Raw genomic sequence first — 21,288 nt, forward strand, 5'->3', positions numbered from 1 at the left:
GATGAAAATAATATCTACTTCCTCAAAAACTCTTCCTTAGTTATAACTAATTTTAAAATTTTTTTACGCCTACATTCTAAATTTAATGTAAGATTGTTCTTCAGCACATTCAGCACTAATTTCTTCAATTAAATTCTCATTTTTTACTAAAACAACACTAGGTTTTGTTTTTGGTGCATCTGAATATCTTAAAGTCACGGCTGATGCAAACCTTACATGAGATTTTGCATTCTTACCACGTAAAATTGAAACTGGTCCTACGTAATCTTTTGCTTCAAGTAAAATATCGCCTGGTAATGCTAAAGCTTTAATCATTTGATTTTCATCATTGTTTCTACCAACAACAAATTTTGTTTCTTCATCTAATCTAAAATGTCTTCCAATTTTTAATAAATCAATTTCATTAATTGTTGGAGTTTCAACATGTGCAAACAAATCTTTAGCTTTAATTCCAAATTGAGGTTCTGTCAATAAACAACCTCCACCTGCATTTGGTGGATTCTCAATTCCATATTCTTTAGCCATCTGTAATTGACTTCTTCTTGTTCTTCCTTTAATCATTCCAAGATTTTCTCTCTTAATCAGACCATTCTTCTCAGGATCGGTTTCTGGTAATAATCCAGCTGATAATGGTCTTACAATTTTTCCAATTAAGTTAGAATCTTTCTCAATAAGTTTTAACGCATCTAAATGTTGACTCATTGGACGTTGACCTAATACTTCACCTGAAATAATAAATTCAGCACCTATTTCCTCCATGTGTTTTTTTGCTGCATCAAACATCATAGTTCTACAATCAACACATGGATTAAACCCAGCACCAATTCCATGTTTTGGATGCTTTAACATCTCAATGTATTCATCACCAAGATAAACTGTTTTCAAATTTACATTAAGATCATCTGCTCTTTCTCTAATTTCAAATCCACATCCTCTACCACAGTCAAAATCACAAAAAGGAGTTTTTATTGCAACAGCTGAAACATCAAATCCTTGTTCTTGCATCATACGTACTGCAAGTTGACTATCTAAACCTCCAGATAGTAATGCGACCACTTTCTTTTTTGGTTTCTCTTCTGTCACAGCGATCTAACTTGATTTTCCATATACAAACTTTACATCATACATAAATTGAGAATTAGAGATATTCTTGTATGAATCAGCGTAGAAAAAATCTTCTAAAATATGCTAAAGCAATTGATTGTAATACACTAGTTACTTTTGAGCCTGAAAATTTATTTTACATGACTGGTTTTTGGGGTGAGGCAATTGGATTACTTGAAAAAAATGGAAAAACCACCATTATTGCTCCTGAACTTGAGGTAGGAAGAGCAAAAGAAGAATCTGAAGATTGTGATGTAATAACAGCAGAACGTGGAACTGGTCTAATCTCTTCACTAATTGAAAAAATTAAGAAGAACAATGTATGTACTGATTGCCAAAATTATTCTACTATGATGTCTTTAAAAAAATCAATCCCAAAAATTAAATCATCTACTGAACCATTTTATAATTCACGTATAATTAAAGATGAAAAAGAGATCCAAATACTCAAAAAAGCTTCCAAAATTATTGACGAAATGTTTCAACTTTGTTCAAAAAAGATGAAAATAGGTCAAAAAGAATCTGAATTACAAACAATTTTGATGACATATGCAATGGAACAAGAAATGTTTGATACTGGATACAAATCTACGCTTAACCCATTAATTATTGCAGGAGGCCCAAATGGTGCTCTTCCACATGCACAAGTTACACAAAGAAAATTCAAAAAAGGTGATCTAGTAGTAGCTGATCTTACATTAAGATACAAAGGATATGTTTCTGATGCAACACGAACATTTGCACTTGGAAAAATTTCATCACAAGCAAATGAAGCATATGAAATTGTTAAAGAATCACAGAAACTTGGTCTAAAAGCTGTAAAACCTAATGCATATTGTAAAGATGTTGATCTTGCTTGTAGAAAATACATTGAGGAAAAAAACTATGGTCAATATTTCATTCATTCAACAGGACATGGAATTGGATTAGAAGTACATGAACTACCATGTATTTCTTACAGAAGTAATACAAAACTAAAAGAAAACATGGCAATTACTGTAGAACCTGGAATCTACATTGAAAATAAATTTGGAATTCGAATTGAGGATTCGCTTATTGTAAAAGACCAATCAATTGTAATGCACAAATTTACTAAAGATTTAGTCACAATTTGAGCCTAATCATAAAAGTCTACTAAATTGATAATATATTTTGATTCTGGATTATTTGAAACAATTTTTTCAGAACCAATATTTACATTCCAATCATAATTTATCTCTCCTTTATGAGACTGAAAATTCAAAAGAATCTGATATTCATCTGAATTTATTTTTAATATGTTTAATTCTACTTTAGTTTTTTTATTATCAAATATTTTCTCATCGGGGTATTCTTCTTTGATTTTATTCTCAATTGCTTGCATTACAGTTAATCCTGACTCATTTGGACCATCATATTTCATCAAAATATTCACAATTTGTTCTTCTTCAGATGTAATCTCTGGGAAATGATTTTCTAAATTCTTTTCTGATAATACCCCATATGCAGAAATTACAATTAATGCTATGCCAGCAAGATAAAATGGTGCTCTTTTTCGAAGAAATGCTTTAAAATCTGATTTTTTTTGTTTATCTTCTCTTTTCTTGTTTTCCTTACTCATTGTTATCTAGTTTTTGGCACTTAGAATTAAAACTTGCCAAGGAAATACAATTTCTCCATTTTTCTTAGTGTATTGCGAAGTTTTCTCTTTTACTAAATATTTCAACTCCTTTCTTTCTGAATAGTCTAATTCGTTTAGCTTTTCTTTTAGTGGCTTTGCAATGTATTTTAGATAGTTTCTCCAATAATCTTCAAATTTTCCTGGACTGTAATTAAAAACAAATTCTTTTACAATAATCTCTGAAAACCCTGCTTTACTTACTTCAGATTTTAAAGCAGATTTTGTTCCAAATCTATCAAGATCAGGAGAACCTGGAGGAACATAATCTGGAACATACTTGATCACTGAATCTAAAATACTACTAAAGAATGGAACTTTATCTTTGCCTCCATGAACTGAAATTCCAATATTTCCAGATTCTTTGAGGCTATTTTTCATATTTTTCAATGCTTTTTGTGCATTGGGAAAGAAAAACAATGCGTATTGACAAGTAACAACATCAAATTTCCTAGAAAAAGAGAATTTTTCAGCATCGATGTTTACAAAATTTACATTTACTTTATTATCATTCCATTTTTTTGCAATTTTAATTGCAGTACTTGAAGTATCTATTCCAATAACATATCCAGACTTTCCAATCTTTTTCTGAATTTCATTTGTAACTACTCCAGTACCACATGCAACATCTAAAACTTCATTACCCTTGTTAATATTTACTAATTCTACTAATTTTTTTGTACTTTGAAATGGCCCTTTATTCATACTAGCCCATCTTTTATGATATCTTGGAGCAACCTCATTCCAAATCTTTATGTTTCGTTGTTTGTATTCTGAATGAATAAGTTTCATCTATATGCTTACCTAATATTTGATCTATTTTATGTAATCTCTTCAAAATCTTTTTTTAACATACTGCCAGTTTCATGATAATATCTATGTTCTAACTGTTTTAATTTTTCATTTAGTGTGTTACTATTTAATTTTAATAATTTTATTTTAATTTCTTTGTATTCAGCCACTAATCTTCTTAGTTCAGATTTTTTCATTTAATTTTTACTTCAATTTGTTTTCTGATAAATTTAGCAATTTTTTCTTTTTTCATCCATCCTGATACAATATTCTTTTTTGAATCAACTATGATTACTTGATTGTTTTGAGGATTTTTCTTATATCTTATTGAACCAATATCGTTTACAATAATCATGTCCGCTGATGATTCTTTTAGTTTTTTTTCTGCCGCCTTGATTAATTTAGATTCTGTGAGATTTGTTTCGGCTTTAAATCCAACAAGTAATACATCTTTTTGATATTTTTTTATTTGATCTATTATTTTTGGAACTCTTTTGAGGCTAATACTCATATCTGATTTTGAACTTTTTATTTTTATTTTACTCTCATTTGTAGGAATATAATCTGCAATAGCCGCCGCCATAATTACAACATCAAATTTTTTCTTTAATTCTGATTTCACTACCGAATGCATTTCTTTACTTGATACAACATTGATGATCTTTGCACCTTTTGGTGGTTTTTCATAACCTGGTCCATATACAAAAGTGACTTTTGCTCCTGCAGAAATCAATTCTGCTGCTAAGAGTACTCCTGTTTTTCCTGAACTGAGATTTGTTATCACTCTTACAGGATCAATATGTTCAATTGTGGGACCGGCAGTCATCAATACTTTTTTATTTTTTAAAACTGAAGAAAATCCAAATTTTGATAATACATATTCTAACACATCTTCAGGTTCTGTAGCTTTTGCTTTACCTTCAATCATTTTAGGGGATAAAAACTCAATTTTATTTTTTAAATAATCCATGTTTTTTTTAATTGCTAGATTATCATACATTGATGCATGCATAGCAAGACACATCAAAATTGGAATTTTAGATCCAAATCCAACTGTAAGTACTGTAGATATTGGTGTATCGTCAATACCATTTGCTAATTTTCCTAATGTGTTTGCTGTTGCTGGATATACTATTAACAAATCTGATTGATTATAATCTGCTAATCTGATATGTTCTAATTCACCAGTAAGTTTTGTAATTACTTCATTACCTGTAGCCCATTTGAAATATTCTGGCTGTATGAGTTTTGTAACTGCATTACTAGTAACACATTTCACATCTGCACCATGTCTCATTAGTAATCTTGCTAGTTCAATTGCTTTGTATGCTGCCACACTACCTGCCACACAAAGCACAATTCTTTTTCCAGATAATTCCCTTCCATGTGAACTAACTATGTCTAAAGACGGATGATCTCTTTTCTTTATGTTTTTTTTAGCTGCCAATCTGTTCACGTAGTTTTTTTAATTCTTCTTCATTCATTGAAAACCAGTTCTCCTTAGCAGGAAATACACATGATTCCACATCTTTTTTGTAATCTTCTAGTGTTTTTACAATATCTTCAGATAAATTCATGTATCTTTTTGCAAATTTTGGTTTAATATTGTCATACATGCCTAACAAATCTTGAACTACTAACACCTGTCCATCACAATCTACTCCTGAGCCAATCCCTATTGTAGGTATGTTGACAGTTTCAGAGATAATTTGAGCTACCTCATGACTTATCATTTCTAATGCAATACTGAATACACCTGCATTCTCAAGCTCTTTTGCATCTTCGATTAGCTTCATTGCTGTTTCTTTTGTTTTCCCTTGAACTTTGTAACCTTCTGAAAGCATTATAGTTTGAGGTTGTAATCCAATATGACCCATCACTGGAATTCCTACATCTACTATTGCACTAATTGTTTCAGCCATTATTGAACCCCCTTCAAGCTTTACAGCATCAGCACCTGCTTTGATTAGTCTGCCAGAATTATTGATTGCATCTTCAATGCTTGCTTGATATGACATAAATGGTAAATCTGATACTAGTAAGGAATTCTTTCGTGCTCTACTTACTGCTTCTGTAAACATACACATTTGATCCATTGTCACAGGAATTGTGTTCTCATAACCCATCATTACCATTCCTGCACTATCTCCTACAAGTAACACATCAATTCCTGCTCTGTCACATAATGACGCTAAAGTATAATCATAACTTGTTATCACTGAAATCTTTCTTTTTTCTTTTTTCATAGTCACAATATCTTGAACTGTTTTATGCAATTTTAGATCTCCTTGTTAAATTATTTTTTATTTGAATAATACTTTCTTTCAAATTATTTTTATTATCAAAATCATTAATAATTTTCTGAAGGCTTTTTTGATTCATTTTTGATAATTTTTTAGATTCATTAATTAGCAAATCAACTGCACGTGTAACATTATCTACAATCGTAATATTTGCTGTCTGTGAAGTTCTTGAAAGAGGATTTAGATCAAATGTAATTACTGTTTTTCCTATATCTCTGAGTGCCATAGTTCTATCTCCATCTTCTAATGGCACTACTACTACGTCAGCGACAAAAATTCCATCTTTGTCAACAATTCTTCTTGCAGAATCAATACCTGGTAATTTTCTAGATGATGAGATTTTTGAGCCTAAAATTTCATTAGCTCCATTTTTTTTAAGAGTTTTAATGATCGCCTGCTTTCTTTTTTCATTTGTGTAAAACAGATTGACCTCAAGTTTTGCTTTAATCTGTTTTGAGAGTCTTACAATTTGTTTAGGACATAATGCTGCTATATTTCCATTAACTGAAATTACTGGTTGTTTTGCTAACAGTAATTGTGCTGCTGCAGCTTTTATTGCATATGTAGCAGCTTTGCCTGTTTTCTCTCCTAACAAATAATCAAAAGCTTCTCCTCTTCCTTGAGCTAAGAGCCCTTCTTTTGCAACTAGCCCATTATCAAATCCATTGACCAATTTTTCACGAATTAAAAGCGATTTTACTCTTGGATGTGATTTAGGAATTAGAGGCATAATTTTAATTAATTATTTAAAATTCTTGCTCCGTCATCATCCAGCTCTGATTTTATTATAATTCCATCAGCATATTTTTGTAAAATTTTTAAAACTTTAGATTCATTTTGTTGTGGAATCATTGAAAAAACAGTTTCACCAAAAAGTGCTATTCCACATTTAATATTATTTTTTAATAATTCATCAACTAATTTCTGCATTCTTGGAGTCATGACGTCTACATATTTTGCAAATTCTAATGACATATCTTGAAAATGTTCATAATTTTTTGATTCTAATAGTTTATTTACCATTTTTCCTCCAAGCCCATTAATTTGTGATAAGCGTTCTTTGATGAACTTGTTTGTGGATATTGGAGAAAAACAAATCATGATTATGGAAATTTTGTCTGTAACAATTTTTTCAACATGGCCAATTCCAGGTGCACCAGGTTTATCCCGAATTTCAAATCCACCATGAAATGATGCTAAAACATCACCCAATCCTGTTTTACAATTTATTTCTGCGTTATGAGCAATTTGCCCAATCATTGTTTTGTCTAACTTAGTTCCAAGTGCTTGATCTAATGCAAATGAAAGTGATAATGCAACTGCACTACTAGATCCTAAACCATATCCAACTGGAATTGAAATATCGTGTTGAATATCAAAAAATTTCGTTGAAAATTCTCCTAGTTTTAAAAATTCGTTTAATACATATTCTGAAACATCTGTTTTATCTGATTGATATCCATATGTTGTAATTTTAAAATTAGATTTTTGATTATCTTTTTTCTCAATTTTTACTTTGGTGGTAACTCCTTGTTTAATGGAGAAACCTGCCCCCATAGAACCTAAGTTTTGTAAACCATCTTCATTGTCTACTAAATGGGCTTTGAAAAAACCTGTAATGTGTGCTGGACAAAATGCTACTGCCTCCATTAATCTGAGTTTAAACTTTACACAAAATATAAGAATATGGCTTAAATTAATTATATTAGTATAAATTGACTAAATTTATTAGACGCCTACAACGAATTGGAAGTAGCATCCTAGTATCACTGCCAAAAGAATGGGTTGATGCAAATAATCTTGATAAAACTAGCCAGGTAGAAATTGAGACTGGACAAGATAGCATTTCCATATCTGCCAATACAGAAACACGACGAACTAAAGAACTTGTGATTTCTTACCCATTACCTAAAGAGGAAAACATTGTAGCTAACATCACAGGTGCATATCTATTAGGATATGATGTAATTGAAATTAATTCAAAATCAACTATTCCTGGTAAAGATAGAGAAGAAATTCGTAATTCAATGCGAAGATTGGTTGGAATGGAAATAATTGAAGAAGATTCATTCCACATTAATATGCAATTTCTTTTGGATGCAACTACACTTAATCCGTCAAAAATTCTCAAACGCATGAGTTCTATAGCATTAGGAATGTATGATGATGCATCAAATGGATTAATTTCAGATGACAAGTCTAATCTACAAACATTATCAAAACGTGATGTTGAAGTCAACCGACAATATTTCTTGCTTGTTAGATTAATTAGAAGTACATTAGTTGACAAACGATTAGCTAATACATTTAATTTAGAAAATATAGATATTCTTGACTATAGAGTTGCAGCAAATGTTCTTGAAAATGCAGGTGACTCTATTGTTGAACTTTCAAATTTTATCTATAATTTTTCTTTATCAAAGGAATATTCTAAGAAAATTTATGATGTGATAAAAGATTTCAACAAACTTGCTCAAAAATCTATTGATGCGTTTACAAAACCTGATAGACTTTTAGCTATTGAAGCCATATCAATGCATAAAAAATATGAAGAAAAATTAAGTTTACTTAGAACTACATTGGATGATAAAAAACAAATTCCAATAGATTTTCTTGATTTAGTGTATATGTTTGAAAGAATTGCACAATCCTGGGCAGATGTTGCTGATCTTGTACAGCCTATCTATAATGATAATTAATACAATTTCTTCATAGCAGCATATGATAAAACTGCACATATTGTTTTTGAATCCTGAATTTTGCCGGTTCTAATCAATGATAGAATTTTTTTTAAATCCATTTTTATCACAGATAATATTTCATCTTCATCTAACTTTAGTTCTGATATTTTCTTTAACCCTGAGGCTACAAAACAATGAATTATCTCTGAATTATACCCAATTGATGGATAATAGGTAATTAGAGGAGTCATTTTTCGTGCTCTGTAACCTGTTTCTTCTTCTAATTCTCTGAATGCACATTTCATCGGTGCTTCTTTTTTTCCTAATGTCCCAGCAGGAATCTCTAAAACATACCCATGAGGAAATCTGTGTTGTTTTACCAAAATTACTTTTCCATCTTCATCAAAAGCTAACATTGCAGCAGCTCCTCTATGTTCAATAACTTCTCGTCTAACTTTTCTACCTTCTATGTTGCCATCATAAACACTAAGACCTAAAATTTTCCCTTCATAGATCTTTGTTTTCTTCATAAATTATTATAGAAAATCGTTCTTATTTAATTTGTTTGATAAAATAAGTGTAATTTTGATGATTTTTTGTAATCCATTATAGCTTTATCTAACCATTTATTAAAAAATGAAATCTTTTTTGGAATAAACAAGTCAGCTGATTTTACATTTTTTACAGTTCTAACTTTCTGTGTTAATTCATCCATCTCAAAAATACTATTACTATACATAAACAAAACAATTTGATTTTTTGCAATAAATGGTATTTGTAAATATGATTCTGTAAATGTGTTATTCAAATTATTCAGCGTTTCTTTTAAATTTCCGTCAATCCATGCAAGTACAGCGTAAGGAATAAAATCATATATTTTTTTGGGATTGTAATTTACTGTAAATTGAATTCCTTCATTATCATGTAGTTTTTCTATACATCTTGTAATTGTTTTTGTCGACATGTTTGTGTTTTTTGCTATTCGTTCAATTTTTTGTCTTGGGTTTTTTATTAACTCCTCTAGAATTTCTAGATCTGTTTTTGTTAGATTTGAAATAAATCCAGGATTCTCTGCTTCAAAAATAGATAAAACTCTAACATCTTTCATTAGTTTATTAGCAAGTTCAATTTTCTGTTGTAGATTTTCTTTTACAACTATACTACAAACTGTAATGCCACCGATACATGGTACCACAAAATTTGGTTCTCCTATCAGACTAACTTGTTCTAAAATCTCATTGATGTCTTCCCCAGATACCACAATGTACAAAACCCCATATCCCAAAACAGGCGGTTCAACTTTGATAAAAAATTCTTCAATGATTTTCAATTCTTCCATTTTTCGTATTCTTGCACGAACTGCTCCTCCTGACACTCCTAATTCTATGCCTATTTGCCTGTCTGACTCTCTACAGTTATTCAATAACCGACTAAGTATTCTCATATCTAAAATGTCCATTTCATCACTTAAAATATCTCCATACAATATAGAAATTACTTATATCTTATAAAATTGTCTATAATTTAATACTATGTATAATATACATTATATATTAGACTATTTTAGTTCTGACATGGATTATAGGATGAAACTAGCAAAAAGAATGCTTTTCAATAAAAAAGGCAGTTTGATTGGTGCTGTTTTAGCTGTAACTATTGGAATTTTGGTTATTCATGTAAATTTTGTAATATTTCAGGGATTGTTTGATGCCATTGTTAGGGATATTAGCGATTACAATACTGGCGATGTTATTGTAACTGATGAATTTGATTTTATCGATAAATCAGATCAATCTCTTGTACGTTGGTTTGAGAGAATCCCATATGTCGAAGCTGCTACGCCCCGGCTTTCATCGACAGCTGAAATGAATATGACGAAAAATGGAAAATTAGTTGAAGAAACTAGGATACAACTAGTTGGAGTTGATCCGTTTAATGATGTTAAGGCATCTACTGTTCATGAAACTGTTTCAGATGGAAGTTATGTTTTTTCTAGAAATTCTATTGTATTAGGTTCTAATGTAGCAAGAGATCTTGGAGGAGCTCAAGTAGGTGATAGCGTCAAAGTTCTTGTAGTTGATAGATGGGGTCAAGATCAAGTCAGAAGATTTACTGTTGTTGGAATTGCAAATTCACCTGGAGGTCAGGGATTTGACTATTCTGGCGTTATACACATTGATACATTACGTGACATGATGAGTAGACCGGGTGATAGTAGTTCATTTATGGTTAAACTGTATGATCCATCTAAAGCAGAAGAGGTTAGAGATTTCTTTTTACGTTCATTTCCTAACGACGATTTTATTGCTGAAACTACAGAAGAAGCTTCTGAAGCACAACTTGAAGGCTTTAGATCTGGTATTGCCATGATTAACATGATAGGTTATTTTGGAATGATGTCATCTGCATTTGCAATAGTTACAATTCAAATGATGTTGGTAAATGGAAAAACAAGAGAAATTGGTGTCATGCGATCAATTGGAGCAAAACGAAAAGACATTCTTGTTATTTTTATTTTTCAAGGAATGATAATTGGAGCTATTGGGGCTGGTGTGGGGACTGCAGCAGGTTTAGGCTATACATTTTATGCAAAGGAGACAAAAATGTCCTTTAATGGTAGTCTTCCATTAGAAGTAACTTACAACTGGGAAAAAATAATTCAAACAGCATTTACTTCATTTATTTTGGCAATTATTGCATCTTTGTATCCGTCGTATAGAGCTACCAAACTATTACCTGTGGAGGCTATGAGAACTGTCTAACGTACTTGAAATAAATAATCTCAGTAAAATTTATGGACAAGGAGATAACAAAGTCAAAGCTCTTGATAATGTATCATTCTCAATTAAACAAGGGGAATTTGTTTTAATTGTTGGAAGTTCAGGCTCTGGTAAATCCACACTACTTAACATGATCGGATTGTTAGATAGTCCAACTTCTGGAAAAATATTCATTGATGGTATTGACACTACCACTCTTAACGATAATAAAATTTCATCATTTAGAAATAATAAATTAGGTTTTATCTTTCAGTTCTCCAACTTGCTTAGTGATCTTTCAGTTTTAGAAAATGTATTACTTCCAAGACAAATTGCAGGTACTGATAATACTGCTGAGAAAGATGCTCGAGACTTGTTAAAAACAGTTGGATTAGAAAATCAAATGCATAAACGTGCAAATAAAATATCTGGAGGTCAGGCCCAAAGAGTAGCTATTGCAAGAGGATTGATAAACAAACCCTCAATTGTTTTAGCAGATGAACCAACTGGCAATCTTGACTCTGTAACTTCTGAAACAATAGTTCAATTAATGAAATCTATGGCAAAAAAACTAAATCAAACATTCATTATAGTTACACACGATAAAGAACATTTTGGTGATGTTGATAAAGTCATTACAATAAAAGATGGTAAAGCCTTTGAAGGTGATCAGCCATCAGAAATGGAGATTATTGCATGATGAATTTTAAAATTTTATTGTTGTTGTTTGTAGTTGGACTCATATCAATAGTTTTTGATAATTCGTATGCACAAATTACTTCTGGAGGATTCGGTCAATCTCCTTTTGAACGAGACTTTGGTGACGTTAAATTCTTGGACGCATACTTTGGTACAATTAATAAAAAAATTGAGGTCGACGCAGGTGATAGTAATGTTCCATTTACAGTCGTATTTGCAAATGTAGGAACACAAGATATTACGGGAATTCGCGGTCAATTGTCTCTGCCATTTGGATTTTCAGGATCTGCTGGTCCAGGTTCAATTATTCATGCTGATAGTGATTCTAATTCTTTAGCTGGAGATAACTTTCATCTTACATTTTTTGTTAATATAGACAAGTCTGCACAAATTCAACAATATCCTGGAACTGTGAAAGTTGATTATTCTAGACTACGAGAATCTGGAGTACGAACTGCATTTGTTAATTTTGATTTTAAGGTAACAGGAGATAGTGTGATAAATGTCAAAGCGTTGGATCCATTTCTTACATCTTTAACAACTAACAATGTAATAATTGAAGTTTCTAATGATGGCACTGCTCCAATTTCTAGTGTAGATATTACTGCAACAAACACACAAACAGAACTTGCATCTACATCATCATCTACTACTAATGTAGAAAATGTTGTAATCTTAGAATCAAATTGGGATATAGGAAATATTAATGCAAAATCAGCAAAATATCTTACAGCCACTGTATATGTTCCTGAATCCCTTAAAGACGACACTTTGAGAATTCCTTTATCTATTTTCTACTATAACACACATGGAGATCTACAAGAAGTCTCTAAAATTGTTGATTTTTATATTAAAGGATTAATTGATCTTAGCATTTTCAATGTAGAAGTCATTGAATTATCTGGAACACAAATGGTAGTTGGAGAAATCATTAATGAAGGAAACCAAGATGGATTATTTGGTTTTATAACACTTGATGCTAGAGGTGATTCTAATATTAAATCAACAACTCAATTTATTGATGAAATTGAAGTAGATGCACCTGTACCATTTAATGTTCCAATTAAATTCGAAGGAGAACCTAGATATGGTGAACATGATATTACAATTACTGTAAGATACAAAGACAGTGTTAGAGATGAGATCTTTATAACTTCTGATCAAACAATCTATGTTAATGAACCATCTAATGGAGAAGATTCTAGTTTTGATCCATCGATGATTATAATTCCAGTTATTTTGGTGATTGTAGCTGCATTTTACGTAATTCGTAGGCGTAAAAAGACCATAATTGAGACCAATTAACAATATAATTTTAAATCTAAAATGGAGAAACAAGGATAACAAAATTGAGATCAAGTGTAATTGTTTTAATTGTAATTCTATCTATAGGTAGTATTGTGATTTCTTTAGGTTTTTTAACATCCGAAGAATATCTTTACGTCCCTGAAATTTCTAGCCAATATGAAAAATTAACCATATACAAAAATGAATTAGAAAAAATTAATCAACAAAATCAACAAATTTTAAAAGATCTTGAAAATCAGATCAAAAACTCTGATGATGTTCACATAGATCAAATTAATCACGAGATTGCAGTTATACATAGAATAATTGAGGAAAACAAAGCAGAGTTAGAACAAGTAATTGCAAAATTGTCTCAAATGGAACCTAAACCATAAATTTGTTCTAATTTCCAGTTTTGGGAAATTTAGATCATAATTATATCATATCTTATGAAGTAATAGTAGGTATGGCAAAGGGTATTTTTCTCTTCCTAGCAGGTAGTATTGTAGGATTTATTACAACTCCATTTCTTTAAACAACATTATTTTTCTAAATTCATATAGTTATTGACAAAATTGTGTTTGTTGGAGATACATCAAAAATTTACAATTATTGGAGTTATTCTATTAGTCATAACATTTTTGATTAATTTCTACCATCAAGAAGATCATCTTGGTGTGGGATTCAATTATGCATATGTCTCAGGAATTGCAATGTTAATAGCATTCTCAATTAGTTTTATTATGTTTACAAAAGATCATCTCAAATCGTCATAGATTTTTTATTAGAAAATTCTATCTAATACCCATTAAATTCTAGAAATTTATCAAACACATTTACAGAGATATTATCATTGAGATCATACAACTTATCATAAATTAGTTGTTATCACAATACAGCATCCTAGTCTCAAGGGAGACATTTTTGGACCGTAAGATTATAAGCAATTACTAGATCTTGCGAATATGCCAAGGGATGAAATTGAAGTCCCAAAGGAATTGCGAGAATTCATGCTCGAGGGAGCTGAAGAAACGTTCCTTGGACAAAAAAATGGAGCAGATAAACAATATCGTTATGGTAATTTACACATTAGAGAATATCATGATAAATTTGTAGTTCATAATGATGTAATTGATCCAAGAAAAGATCCGATAGGACATTTAGTTTATGATGCACCTGAGGTTCTAATTGGATTGGCATGTGCAATATTTGGCGGTTCACAAATTGTAAAAAAAACTTTTGATAGACGATCAAAAAAATTATCTGTTACATCTAGTTTAATCTCATCACTTATCTCAGGTTATTTGGGATATATCACAACAAAAAAAATTAAAAATTATTTGGAGTGAATATAATGTCTACTGTTAGAACACTTCAAGTCCTTTTCAAACTACTTCCATCGATTTTTGCATTACGTAAAGATAGAAAGAAATGGATAAATCAAGAAAAAAACCAAATAGATTCAGAACAGTTTAGAAAAAATGCACACAAAGTTCTTGAAACATTCATTTCTTTAGGTCCTGTCTATATCAAATTAGGACAATGGCTCTCTTCTAGGGCAGATATTTTACCTCAACCATATTTAGTAGAGCTCTCTAAACTTCAGGACAGTGTTCCTTCTGCACCTTTTGATCAAGTTAAACCAATAATTGAAAAAGATATTGGTCCGATTAATGAAAAATTTGATGAGCTTAATCCTGATTCTATTTCAGGTGCATCATTAGGACAAGTTTATCGTGGTTCTATTTCTGGCCAACAAATTGTTGTTAAAGTAAAAAGACCGGGAATTGAAAAAATTGTTGCAAAAGATCTCAAAGTTCTAAAAATAATTCTTCCGCTTGCATTAAGATTCGTTGATCCTAATTTGCGTTATTCGGCAAAGGCAATGCTTTCTCAATTTATTGAAACAATTAATGAAGAAATGGACTATACTCACGAATCTGAAAATCTTAAAAAAATTAAAAAGAATATGGAAAACTCTCATCAAGTAATTGTACCATCTGTTTATGATGATTATTCATCAAAAAATGTCTTAACAATGGAATATCTTCCAGGAATCAAGGTTACAAATGTTCAAGCCCTTGATGAGAAGGGAATTGATAGAGAACAACTGGTAGTTGATATTCACAAGATTTTTTTTACTATGCTTCTTAAACACTCAATTTTTCATGCAGACCCTCATCCAGGTAACATTTCAGTCACTGATGACGGTAAACTTATCTTGTATGATTATGGAATGGTTGGGCGAATTAATAATGAAACAAGATTCAAACTTATTCGTTTGTATCTTGCCCTGGTTGAAAAAAACCCATCACGAGTAGTCAATGCAATGAATGATCTTTCAATGCTTACTCCTGGATATAACAGAACAGTAATTGAAAAAGGAATAGAAATGTCAATTCGTGCAATGCATGGAAATAAACCTGATGAGATGGAAGTCCAAAGCTTGATGGAACTTGCAAATCAAACAATGAGTAAATTTCCGTTCGTATTACCAAAAAATTTGGCTTTGTATATGAGAATGGCGTCAATTATTGAAGGGATTTACAAAACACATGAAGTAGATTTCAAGTTTGTTAAAGTTTTAAAAAATATTCTAGAAGAAGAAAATCTAATTCCTAGAGCATATGTAGAAGAATTAAAAATCTCCTTTGATAATTTTGCAAAATCAATTAATTCAGCAATTCGTTTGGGACCTGAAATGCAAAGACTGATAGATGAAACTCAAATTTTCATGAAAAAAAGAAAACCTGTGGTATTATTGAGTGGAAGTATATTTGCATCTGCAATTTTTATTGGTTCTGTTTTATTGTATCAATCAAATGAAATGCTTGGATTATCTGGAATGATTACATCTGGTGTTATAATGACAATTTTTGGAATATTTAGAAAATATTAATTACTCAATTGAAATATTTTTTCCAGTTTTTGTAACAGGAATAATTAATGTCAGAACACCATTTTCATATTTTGCAGACTCAATTTTTTCTTCACCTGGCTTAATTTCAATTGGCAGTCTGATTTTTTTATCAATAATGTTTGGTCTTTGATTTGAAACCAATGACTCTGATTCTTTTTCATCAATTATTTTCTGTGCCTTGATAGAAAGAATGTCTCCACATAATGTTAATTCTATATCTTTTTTCATAAATCCTGGAAGATCGATGGTAACTTTTAGATTATCATTATTCAGATGCATATCAATCGGAGGTAAAACAAACTCGTAGAACTCTCTTGATTTGTTTCCAATCTCTTTGATGACCTCTTTCACAAGTCCCATTTTGTGTTATATGCTCAATTTTTGGTTATAAATCTTGATAGATTTTTAATTAATTAATTTCTCAGTTTTGATAACTTATGATAATTGTAATTGAAGGTGGAGACCAAGCAGGCAAACTAACACAATCAACTTTGCTGGAAAAAGCCCTAAAAAAAAGAAAGATCAAGACTAAATTATTTCATTTTCCTGATTATGAAACTCCAATAGGAAAAGAAATTAGGAAATATTTGGATGGAAAACGGAAATTCCCTCCTCAAGTAATTCATTGCCTTTTAGCAGCCAATAGATGGGAAAAACTTCAAGAAATATTAGCCGCACAGGAAAAAAACTCTGTTTTAATTATGAATAGATATTATCATTCGAATTTGGTTTATGGTTTAGCTAATGGAATGAATCAAAAATGGCTTGAAAGTCTTGATGAAGGTTTACCAAAAGCTGATCTTGTAATTTTACTTGATGTAACACAAAAAGAATCATTTCGTCGACAAAAAACACACAGAGATAAATTTGAAAAAAATGAAGAATTTTTAAACAAAATTTCTAAAATCTATCGTATCACTGCAAAGAAAAAACATTGGAAAATAATTAATGCATCAAAATCTAAGGAAGAGGTTCATTTCGAGATCATGAAAACATTTTCAAAAAAATTAGGCTTATGAAAAAAAATTATCTAGACATTATTGATCCAATTCATGATTTTATCCGTGTATACGAACATGAACTATCAATTATCGATAGTCCTATTTTTCAAAGACTGAGGAGAATAAGGCAACTCTCTGGTGCGCATTTAACATATCCTGCAGCTCAACATACAAGATTTGAACACTCATTGGGAGTTATGCACATTACTAGTCAAGCAGGTCATGCATTACTTGAAAAAGATATTTTAAAATCTGATGACATTGAAATTCTTCGTTTATCTGGTCTCTTACACGATATAGGTCATGGTCCTTTCTCTCATCTTTTCGAAGAAATAATTCAACAAAAAAAAATCTCACATGAAGATTTTGGTAAAAAGATCATTTTAAAATCTGAAATTGGTGATAATCTATCAAAAAACGGTTTTGATAAAAAACTAATTGCTAAAATTGCATTTGGAGAATCAAAATACCAATTCATGAATGAGATTGTTTCAGGTGCATTAAGTGCAGACATGATGGACTATTTACTGCGTGATGGATATTTTACTGGTGCTGAACATGCAAAAATTGATCATAAAAGAATCACACAATCACTTGATGTTTACAAGAAAAAATTGGCTTTGGAGCGTTCAGCATTATATTCTTTTGAATCAATGATGCATTCTAGATATCAAATGTTTAAGGCAGTATATTTTCATAAAACTGTACGTGCCGCAGAAGTTATGTTAATTGAAGCATTAAGATTATCTGATGATGAATTTGGTTTTACATCTTTTAATCTAGATGAGTTTGTCAAACTTACAGATGAATATGTTTTAACCTCTTTAATCTCATCAAAATCTTCTGAATTAAAAAGAGCTAGACAATTTGCAATCGATTATCAAAATAGAAAATTACTAAAATGTGTATTTGAGAGCATACTTACAGGACACACTAATTTGAAAAAAACTCGAACTATTGAACTTAGAACTGAAATTTCTAAAAAATCCAAAGTCGATGAAAATGAGATTTTTGTAGATAGTTCTGTCACTCCATCTATTCCTCTTGCACCATCAAAAAATGAGTCAAAATCTATAATCTTGATTGCTTCTGAGAATGGAAAATCGTCTGCAAAAGAAATGCCAATTTCAGAAATACCTGTAGTTTCAGCTATTTCTGGATTCATGAATATCCTTAGAATCTATACTCATGAAAAAAACAGAAAAAAAGTTGAAATTGCCGCAAAATCAATCCTTGGTGATCTAAAGTGAAAAAACGAATTGTTATCAAATTATCTGGAAGAGTTTTTGGTATGGATAATGTCAAAGTTCTAAAAGATTATGCAGAATTTCTGGTAAAAATTAGTAAGATTTGTCAGCCAATTATAGTTGCTGGAGGTGGAAATATTGCACGTCATTATATTTCTCATGCAAGATCCTCAGGAGCTGATGAATCTACTCTTGATGAATTAGGAATAGAAATTTCAAGACTTAATGCTAAATTATTGATTTATGCTCTAAAGAACAAAGCTTACTCACATCCTCCAACGACTTTACAAGAAGTTAGACATGCTGTAGATGATGGATTGATTGTGGTAACAGGTGGCCTGCATCCTGGTCAAAGCACTAATGGTACTGCAGCATTGATTGCAGAAAAAGTACAAGCTGAACAATTTCTTAACGCTACAGATGTTGATGGTGTTTATGATATGGATCCTAACAAATTCAAAAAAGCAAAAAAATTCAAACGAATTGAAATGAAAAATTTGAAAAACATGTTGATCCATGAGGATTCAGTTGCAGGAGGTTATGACTTGATGGATATTGTTGCACTAAAAATCATTGAGCGATCCAAAATAAAAACAATAATTCTAAAAGCTGATCCAAAAATTATTGAAAAAGCAATTAAGGGCGATGATGTTGGTACCGAAATAATTCTTAGTTTGAAATAATTACTCCGAAATCTCGTTTTGAATTGTTGGCCTTGTTTCAGACCAAATCTGAATTTGTTTTTCTGGATATTCTGGAATTCCTGACTCTCTAAGTTTTTCATAAATTAATAATGCCTCTTCCATTTTCACAGCCTTAGATTGAGCCTTTGTAAAACCATCTTTATCTGCAATTATTGCTACATATCCATCTGGTGAATTAATTACTGCAGTAAATTCTTCTTCTCCAACTGGGTGAAATTTACCATCAATTTTTTTAGTCGTCAAAGTTAACATGCCAAATCCAGATGCCTCAAACATTTTCATTTGAGACTTACTTGCTCTTTGTTTTCCCTGTTGTACTGCTTGAAAGTACTGCATATTTTTTTAAATGGTTGTAATGATATAATAACTGTCTCAACATTTAAGACATCAGAGGAAATAGAAAAATATGAATCCTAAAATCTTTGTTGGTATCGCAGTTGCAGCACTTGCTGCAATTTTAGGAGGAATTCTTTTAACGGGTCCAACAATTGTTATACCTTCTAGTGATAATATCACTGAAATTCAAAATACAGAACAAGCAAAACCATTACAAATTGAATTAGAAGATATTTCCGTATCTAAGATATCTGAACGATCATCAACTATTGAAATTGCATTTAAAATTTCCAATCCTAATCCGCGATCTGTAATAGTTCAAACTATGGATTATCAGTTGTTTGAAACAGGTTATTCTGATTTTGAGCAAATTGCAGGCGGTGAAATAGGAAGTAGACCTGAGGGAATGCTTGAATTTGGTTCAAACTATTATACACTTCTAGGTGAAAACTCGATTGTTCTTCGAGATACTATCGTATTGAGAAATTCTGGGAATACATCTGAATTGTGGGCTGATTTGAATGACGGCACTGCTACTTGGCGAGTTTCTGGTACTGTATTTTACAATCTAAGCTCAATGACTAGTGGTCAAGAAAACACATTGAATTTTGAATTTACCAAGTAATCATATAGTATCATAAAATTTTAAAATTATGATAATTTGTTTTTAGAGGAAAAATATTGGCAAAGTTATAAAAGTCCGTTTCATTGTTTTTTATTAAATGGCAGAAGCAGGTATGGCCGCATTTGGCGCAGCAGCAGGAGTCGCAATCGCACTAGCAGTAGTGACTTTTGCTCTTCGTGGTAAAGGACATCCGGAACCACTAGATTAAACAAAGGAATTTTTCCTTTATACAATATTTTTCAATTTTTACTAATCATTCTTGCCCAATCCTAACATTTCTGCTAAGGATACTTGTTTTGTATTCACTTTTTTCATGAAACATCTTTCAAAATATTGACATTCAGAACATTCCGTGGATGGTTCTAAGATGGGAGTTTTTTGTTCTTTAAGAAGATCGTTTAGTACTCTTACTCTTCTAATTACTTCCTCAAACATCTTTTTGTTACGTGATATTGAAAATGTAGTTTCTTTCTTGTCTCCAGTAATGTATATGACAATTCCATCTGTTTTATCATATATCCACATGCATGCATTAAGATACAAAACATCATTTGCTTGAGGACTCTCTAACTCCGTTGTTGCTCCTCTGAATAAAAGAATCGAGTCATCTATTATCATATCTGCTTGTCCTTTTAGACTAATCTCATCTATGGCAAATCCCTTTGGCTCACTTCCATATTGTAATTTTCTAAGTAATCCTGACAGCAATTCATTGAATCCCCTTCTTTCAATTTCTTGAGGATCAATTCTATCATAATATGAGCGTCTTAAACATTGGACGACTTCTTGAAGATGTATGGTTTGAATATCTTTGGGATCTATATCAATTTCTAATTCTTTTCCAATAGAACCAATGGCATTTTGAACAATACTTCGAAAATCTCTATCTCCCATCATGATACATCACTTTCCTGCATGACTTCTTATACTTAGCTCACAATTTTGGTTATGACTTTTGAAATCTTTCCTGAAAAGGCTAGAATAACAAAATGTAATCCAAATCCTATAACTGCTCCAAGAATTAGTTCGCCTGTTAGAAAATAAATTCCCAAGAATAATCCTAATGGAGGAAGTGCAAAAATCATGGCTAAAAATGAACTAACCCAAATAAACCTGATTAAAAGTTCTGTAGAAATTTCAGTTTTTTTCTTTGGAAAATTAAACATTTTAGTT

The 21,288-nt window shown here is 31.0% G+C and carries 27 protein-coding genes; 13 read left to right on the forward strand and 14 right to left on the reverse strand.

The window, feature by feature from the left end; translation table 11 throughout:
- Positions 1-69: 69 nt before the first annotated feature.
- Positions 70-1,083, reverse strand: coding sequence for a tRNA (5-methylaminomethyl-2-thiouridylate)-methyltransferase (locus tag WDZ98_RS04310; protein WP_368057185.1), 1,014 nt, complete (start codon positions 1,081-1,083; stop codon positions 70-72).
- A 71-nt stretch (positions 1,084-1,154) separates the two neighbouring features.
- Between WDZ98_RS04310 and WDZ98_RS04315 the strand changes: the two genes are divergently transcribed.
- Positions 1,155-2,219, forward strand: coding sequence for a M24 family metallopeptidase (locus tag WDZ98_RS04315; protein WP_368057183.1), 1,065 nt, complete (start codon positions 1,155-1,157; stop codon positions 2,217-2,219).
- Between the two features lie 2 nt (positions 2,220-2,221).
- Here WDZ98_RS04315 and WDZ98_RS04320 read toward each other — a convergent pair whose 3' ends face one another.
- Genes WDZ98_RS04320 through WDZ98_RS04350 form a run of 7 tightly spaced genes read right to left on the reverse strand, consistent with a single transcriptional unit; the run spans position 2,222 to position 7,506 of the window.
- Positions 2,222-2,704, reverse strand: coding sequence for a hypothetical protein (locus WDZ98_RS04320; protein WP_368057181.1), 483 nt, complete (start codon positions 2,702-2,704; stop codon positions 2,222-2,224).
- Positions 2,705-2,710: 6 nt separating this feature from the next.
- Positions 2,711-3,553, reverse strand: a complete 843-nt coding sequence (locus WDZ98_RS04325; protein ID WP_368057179.1) for a class I SAM-dependent methyltransferase — start codon at positions 3,551-3,553, stop codon at positions 2,711-2,713.
- Positions 3,554-3,582: 29 nt separating this feature from the next.
- On the reverse strand, positions 3,583-3,750 hold the full coding sequence (locus WDZ98_RS04330) for a hypothetical protein (protein ID WP_368057177.1): 168 nt from the start codon (positions 3,748-3,750) through the stop codon (positions 3,583-3,585).
- On the reverse strand, positions 3,747-5,000 hold the full coding sequence (gene coaBC, locus WDZ98_RS04335; RefSeq protein WP_368057175.1) for a bifunctional phosphopantothenoylcysteine decarboxylase/phosphopantothenate--cysteine ligase CoaBC: 1,254 nt from the start codon (positions 4,998-5,000) through the stop codon (positions 3,747-3,749). The genes WDZ98_RS04330 and coaBC overlap by 4 nt, the downstream gene beginning before the upstream one ends.
- Entirely contained in the window at positions 4,990-5,829 is an 840-nt protein-coding gene (gene panB / locus WDZ98_RS04340; RefSeq protein ID WP_368057173.1) for a 3-methyl-2-oxobutanoate hydroxymethyltransferase, read from the reverse strand. The genes coaBC and panB overlap by 11 nt, the downstream gene beginning before the upstream one ends.
- A complete protein-coding gene (locus WDZ98_RS04345) occupies positions 5,822-6,586 on the reverse strand; it encodes a 4-phosphopantoate--beta-alanine ligase (RefSeq protein WP_368057171.1) in 765 nt (254 codons plus the stop codon). The genes panB and WDZ98_RS04345 overlap by 8 nt, the downstream gene beginning before the upstream one ends.
- A gap of 8 nt (positions 6,587-6,594) precedes the next feature.
- Positions 6,595-7,506: a pantoate kinase gene (locus WDZ98_RS04350; RefSeq protein WP_368057169.1), complete on the reverse strand. Its 912-nt coding sequence runs from the start codon at positions 7,504-7,506 to the stop codon at positions 6,595-6,597.
- A gap of 65 nt (positions 7,507-7,571) precedes the next feature.
- Here WDZ98_RS04350 and WDZ98_RS04355 point away from each other — a divergent pair, with 65 nt between their 5' ends.
- Positions 7,572-8,555, forward strand: coding sequence for a PhoU domain-containing protein (locus WDZ98_RS04355; RefSeq protein ID WP_368057167.1), 984 nt, complete (start codon positions 7,572-7,574; stop codon positions 8,553-8,555).
- Here WDZ98_RS04355 and WDZ98_RS04360 read toward each other — a convergent pair.
- Both WDZ98_RS04360 and WDZ98_RS04365 read right to left on the reverse strand, forming a co-directional pair.
- Complete coding sequence (locus WDZ98_RS04360; protein ID WP_368057165.1) at positions 8,552-9,067, reverse strand: NUDIX hydrolase; 516 nt, start codon at positions 9,065-9,067, stop codon at positions 8,552-8,554. The two genes, WDZ98_RS04355 and WDZ98_RS04360, sit on opposite strands and share 4 nt — an antisense overlap.
- Before the next feature lie 26 nt (positions 9,068-9,093).
- Positions 9,094-9,996, reverse strand: coding sequence for an AsnC family transcriptional regulator (locus WDZ98_RS04365; RefSeq protein ID WP_368057163.1), 903 nt, complete (start codon positions 9,994-9,996; stop codon positions 9,094-9,096).
- Positions 9,997-10,111: 115 nt separating this feature from the next.
- Between WDZ98_RS04365 and WDZ98_RS04370 the strand changes: the two genes are divergently transcribed.
- From WDZ98_RS04370 to WDZ98_RS04400, 7 genes are all read left to right on the forward strand, one after another.
- Positions 10,112-11,299 (forward strand): ABC transporter permease, encoded by a 1,188-nt coding sequence (locus tag WDZ98_RS04370; protein ID WP_368057161.1) that lies wholly within the window; start codon positions 10,112-10,114, stop codon positions 11,297-11,299.
- 28 nt (positions 11,300-11,327) lie between these two features.
- Entirely contained in the window at positions 11,328-11,996 is a 669-nt protein-coding gene (locus tag WDZ98_RS04375; protein ID WP_368057462.1) for an ABC transporter ATP-binding protein, read from the forward strand.
- The gene (locus WDZ98_RS04380) at positions 11,996-13,300 is read left to right on the forward strand and encodes a COG1361 S-layer family protein (protein ID WP_368057460.1); all 1,305 of its coding nucleotides are present in this window, start codon (positions 11,996-11,998) and stop codon (positions 13,298-13,300) included. Before WDZ98_RS04375 ends, WDZ98_RS04380 begins: the two co-directional genes overlap by 1 nt.
- 44 nt (positions 13,301-13,344) lie before the next feature.
- Positions 13,345-13,677, forward strand: a complete 333-nt coding sequence (locus tag WDZ98_RS04385) for a hypothetical protein (protein WP_368057159.1) — start codon at positions 13,345-13,347, stop codon at positions 13,675-13,677.
- A gap of 189 nt (positions 13,678-13,866) precedes the next feature.
- Complete coding sequence (locus tag WDZ98_RS04390; RefSeq protein WP_368057157.1) at positions 13,867-14,058, forward strand: hypothetical protein; 192 nt, start codon at positions 13,867-13,869, stop codon at positions 14,056-14,058.
- Positions 14,059-14,247: 189 nt separating this feature from the next.
- The gene (locus tag WDZ98_RS04395) at positions 14,248-14,631 is read left to right on the forward strand and encodes a hypothetical protein (RefSeq protein WP_368057155.1); all 384 of its coding nucleotides are present in this window, start codon (positions 14,248-14,250) and stop codon (positions 14,629-14,631) included.
- Between the two features lie 5 nt (positions 14,632-14,636).
- On the forward strand, positions 14,637-16,181 hold the full coding sequence (locus WDZ98_RS04400; RefSeq protein WP_368057153.1) for an ABC1 kinase family protein: 1,545 nt from the start codon (positions 14,637-14,639) through the stop codon (positions 16,179-16,181).
- Here the strand turns inward: WDZ98_RS04400 and hsp14 are convergent, their stop codons facing one another.
- The gene (gene hsp14 / locus WDZ98_RS04405; RefSeq protein WP_368057151.1) at positions 16,182-16,562 is read right to left on the reverse strand and encodes an archaeal heat shock protein Hsp14; all 381 of its coding nucleotides are present in this window, start codon (positions 16,560-16,562) and stop codon (positions 16,182-16,184) included.
- Between the two features lie 77 nt (positions 16,563-16,639).
- Here hsp14 and tmk point away from each other — a divergent pair, with 77 nt between their 5' ends.
- From tmk to pyrH, 3 genes are read left to right on the forward strand one after another with little or no spacing between them, the layout of a single operon-like run.
- Positions 16,640-17,221: a dTMP kinase gene (gene tmk, locus WDZ98_RS04410; protein ID WP_368057149.1), complete on the forward strand. Its 582-nt coding sequence runs from the start codon at positions 16,640-16,642 to the stop codon at positions 17,219-17,221.
- Positions 17,218-18,453 (forward strand): HD domain-containing protein, encoded by a 1,236-nt coding sequence (locus WDZ98_RS04415; protein ID WP_368057147.1) that lies wholly within the window; start codon positions 17,218-17,220, stop codon positions 18,451-18,453. The genes tmk and WDZ98_RS04415 overlap by 4 nt, the downstream gene beginning before the upstream one ends.
- Positions 18,450-19,133: a UMP kinase gene (gene pyrH, locus WDZ98_RS04420; protein WP_368057145.1), complete on the forward strand. Its 684-nt coding sequence runs from the start codon at positions 18,450-18,452 to the stop codon at positions 19,131-19,133. The genes WDZ98_RS04415 and pyrH overlap by 4 nt, the downstream gene beginning before the upstream one ends.
- Here pyrH and WDZ98_RS04425 read toward each other — a convergent pair whose 3' ends face one another.
- Positions 19,134-19,490, reverse strand: a complete 357-nt coding sequence (locus tag WDZ98_RS04425) for a hypothetical protein (RefSeq protein ID WP_368057143.1) — start codon at positions 19,488-19,490, stop codon at positions 19,134-19,136. It abuts the gene before it with no gap.
- 70 nt (positions 19,491-19,560) lie between these two features.
- On the opposite strand from WDZ98_RS04425, the gene WDZ98_RS04430 reads away from it, so the two are divergent.
- Positions 19,561-20,115 carry a hypothetical protein gene (locus WDZ98_RS04430; RefSeq protein WP_368057141.1) on the forward strand — a complete coding sequence of 185 codons (555 nt, stop codon included), beginning with the start codon at positions 19,561-19,563 and terminating at the stop codon, positions 20,113-20,115.
- Between the two features lie 249 nt (positions 20,116-20,364).
- On the opposite strand, the gene WDZ98_RS04435 is transcribed toward WDZ98_RS04430, so the two are convergent.
- Both WDZ98_RS04435 and WDZ98_RS04440 read right to left on the reverse strand, forming a co-directional pair.
- On the reverse strand, positions 20,365-21,012 hold the full coding sequence (locus WDZ98_RS04435; protein WP_368057139.1) for a hypothetical protein: 648 nt from the start codon (positions 21,010-21,012) through the stop codon (positions 20,365-20,367).
- A 32-nt stretch (positions 21,013-21,044) separates the two neighbouring features.
- On the reverse strand, positions 21,045-21,281 hold the full coding sequence (locus WDZ98_RS04440) for a hypothetical protein (protein WP_368057137.1): 237 nt from the start codon (positions 21,279-21,281) through the stop codon (positions 21,045-21,047).
- Positions 21,282-21,288 lie beyond the last annotated feature (7 nt).

It is taken from the genome of Candidatus Nitrosopumilus sp., assembly GCF_040878665.1.
Lineage (GTDB): Archaea > Thermoproteota > Nitrososphaeria > Nitrososphaerales > Nitrosopumilaceae > Nitrosopumilus.

Excerpts from the sequence above, each read along its gene's own strand:
- WDZ98_RS04315 (WP_368057183.1), top strand. The coding sequence starts at position 1,155 with ATGAATCAGCGTAGAAAAAATCTTCTAAAATATGCTAAAGCAATTGAT.
- WDZ98_RS04370 (WP_368057161.1), top strand. The coding sequence starts at position 10,112 with ATGGATTATAGGATGAAACTAGCAAAAAGAATGCTTTTCAATAAAAAA.
- WDZ98_RS04415 (WP_368057147.1), top strand. The coding sequence starts at position 17,218 with ATGAAAAAAAATTATCTAGACATTATTGATCCAATTCATGATTTTATC.
- WDZ98_RS04360 (WP_368057165.1), bottom strand. The coding sequence starts at position 9,067 with ATGAAGAAAACAAAGATCTATGAAGGGAAAATTTTAGGTCTTAGTGTT.
- WDZ98_RS04330 (WP_368057177.1), bottom strand. The coding sequence starts at position 3,750 with ATGAAAAAATCTGAACTAAGAAGATTAGTGGCTGAATACAAAGAAATT.
- WDZ98_RS04380 (WP_368057460.1), top strand. The coding sequence starts at position 11,996 with ATGAATTTTAAAATTTTATTGTTGTTGTTTGTAGTTGGACTCATATCA.
- tmk (WP_368057149.1), top strand. The coding sequence starts at position 16,640 with ATGATAATTGTAATTGAAGGTGGAGACCAAGCAGGCAAACTAACACAA.
- WDZ98_RS04350 (WP_368057169.1), bottom strand. The coding sequence starts at position 7,506 with ATGGAGGCAGTAGCATTTTGTCCAGCACACATTACAGGTTTTTTCAAA.
- WDZ98_RS04325 (WP_368057179.1), bottom strand. The coding sequence starts at position 3,553 with ATGAAACTTATTCATTCAGAATACAAACAACGAAACATAAAGATTTGG.
- WDZ98_RS04430 (WP_368057141.1), top strand. The coding sequence starts at position 19,561 with ATGAATCCTAAAATCTTTGTTGGTATCGCAGTTGCAGCACTTGCTGCA.
- WDZ98_RS04425 (WP_368057143.1), bottom strand. The coding sequence starts at position 19,490 with ATGCAGTACTTTCAAGCAGTACAACAGGGAAAACAAAGAGCAAGTAAG.
- WDZ98_RS04400 (WP_368057153.1), top strand. The coding sequence starts at position 14,637 with ATGTCTACTGTTAGAACACTTCAAGTCCTTTTCAAACTACTTCCATCG.
- WDZ98_RS04365 (WP_368057163.1), bottom strand. The coding sequence starts at position 9,996 with ATGGACATTTTAGATATGAGAATACTTAGTCGGTTATTGAATAACTGT.
- WDZ98_RS04440 (WP_368057137.1), bottom strand. The coding sequence starts at position 21,281 with ATGTTTAATTTTCCAAAGAAAAAAACTGAAATTTCTACAGAACTTTTA.
- WDZ98_RS04345 (WP_368057171.1), bottom strand. The coding sequence starts at position 6,586 with ATGCCTCTAATTCCTAAATCACATCCAAGAGTAAAATCGCTTTTAATT.
- WDZ98_RS04395 (WP_368057155.1), top strand. The coding sequence starts at position 14,248 with ATGCCAAGGGATGAAATTGAAGTCCCAAAGGAATTGCGAGAATTCATG.
- WDZ98_RS04320 (WP_368057181.1), bottom strand. The coding sequence starts at position 2,704 with ATGAGTAAGGAAAACAAGAAAAGAGAAGATAAACAAAAAAAATCAGAT.
- WDZ98_RS04435 (WP_368057139.1), bottom strand. The coding sequence starts at position 21,012 with ATGATGGGAGATAGAGATTTTCGAAGTATTGTTCAAAATGCCATTGGT.
- hsp14 (WP_368057151.1), bottom strand. The coding sequence starts at position 16,562 with ATGGGACTTGTGAAAGAGGTCATCAAAGAGATTGGAAACAAATCAAGA.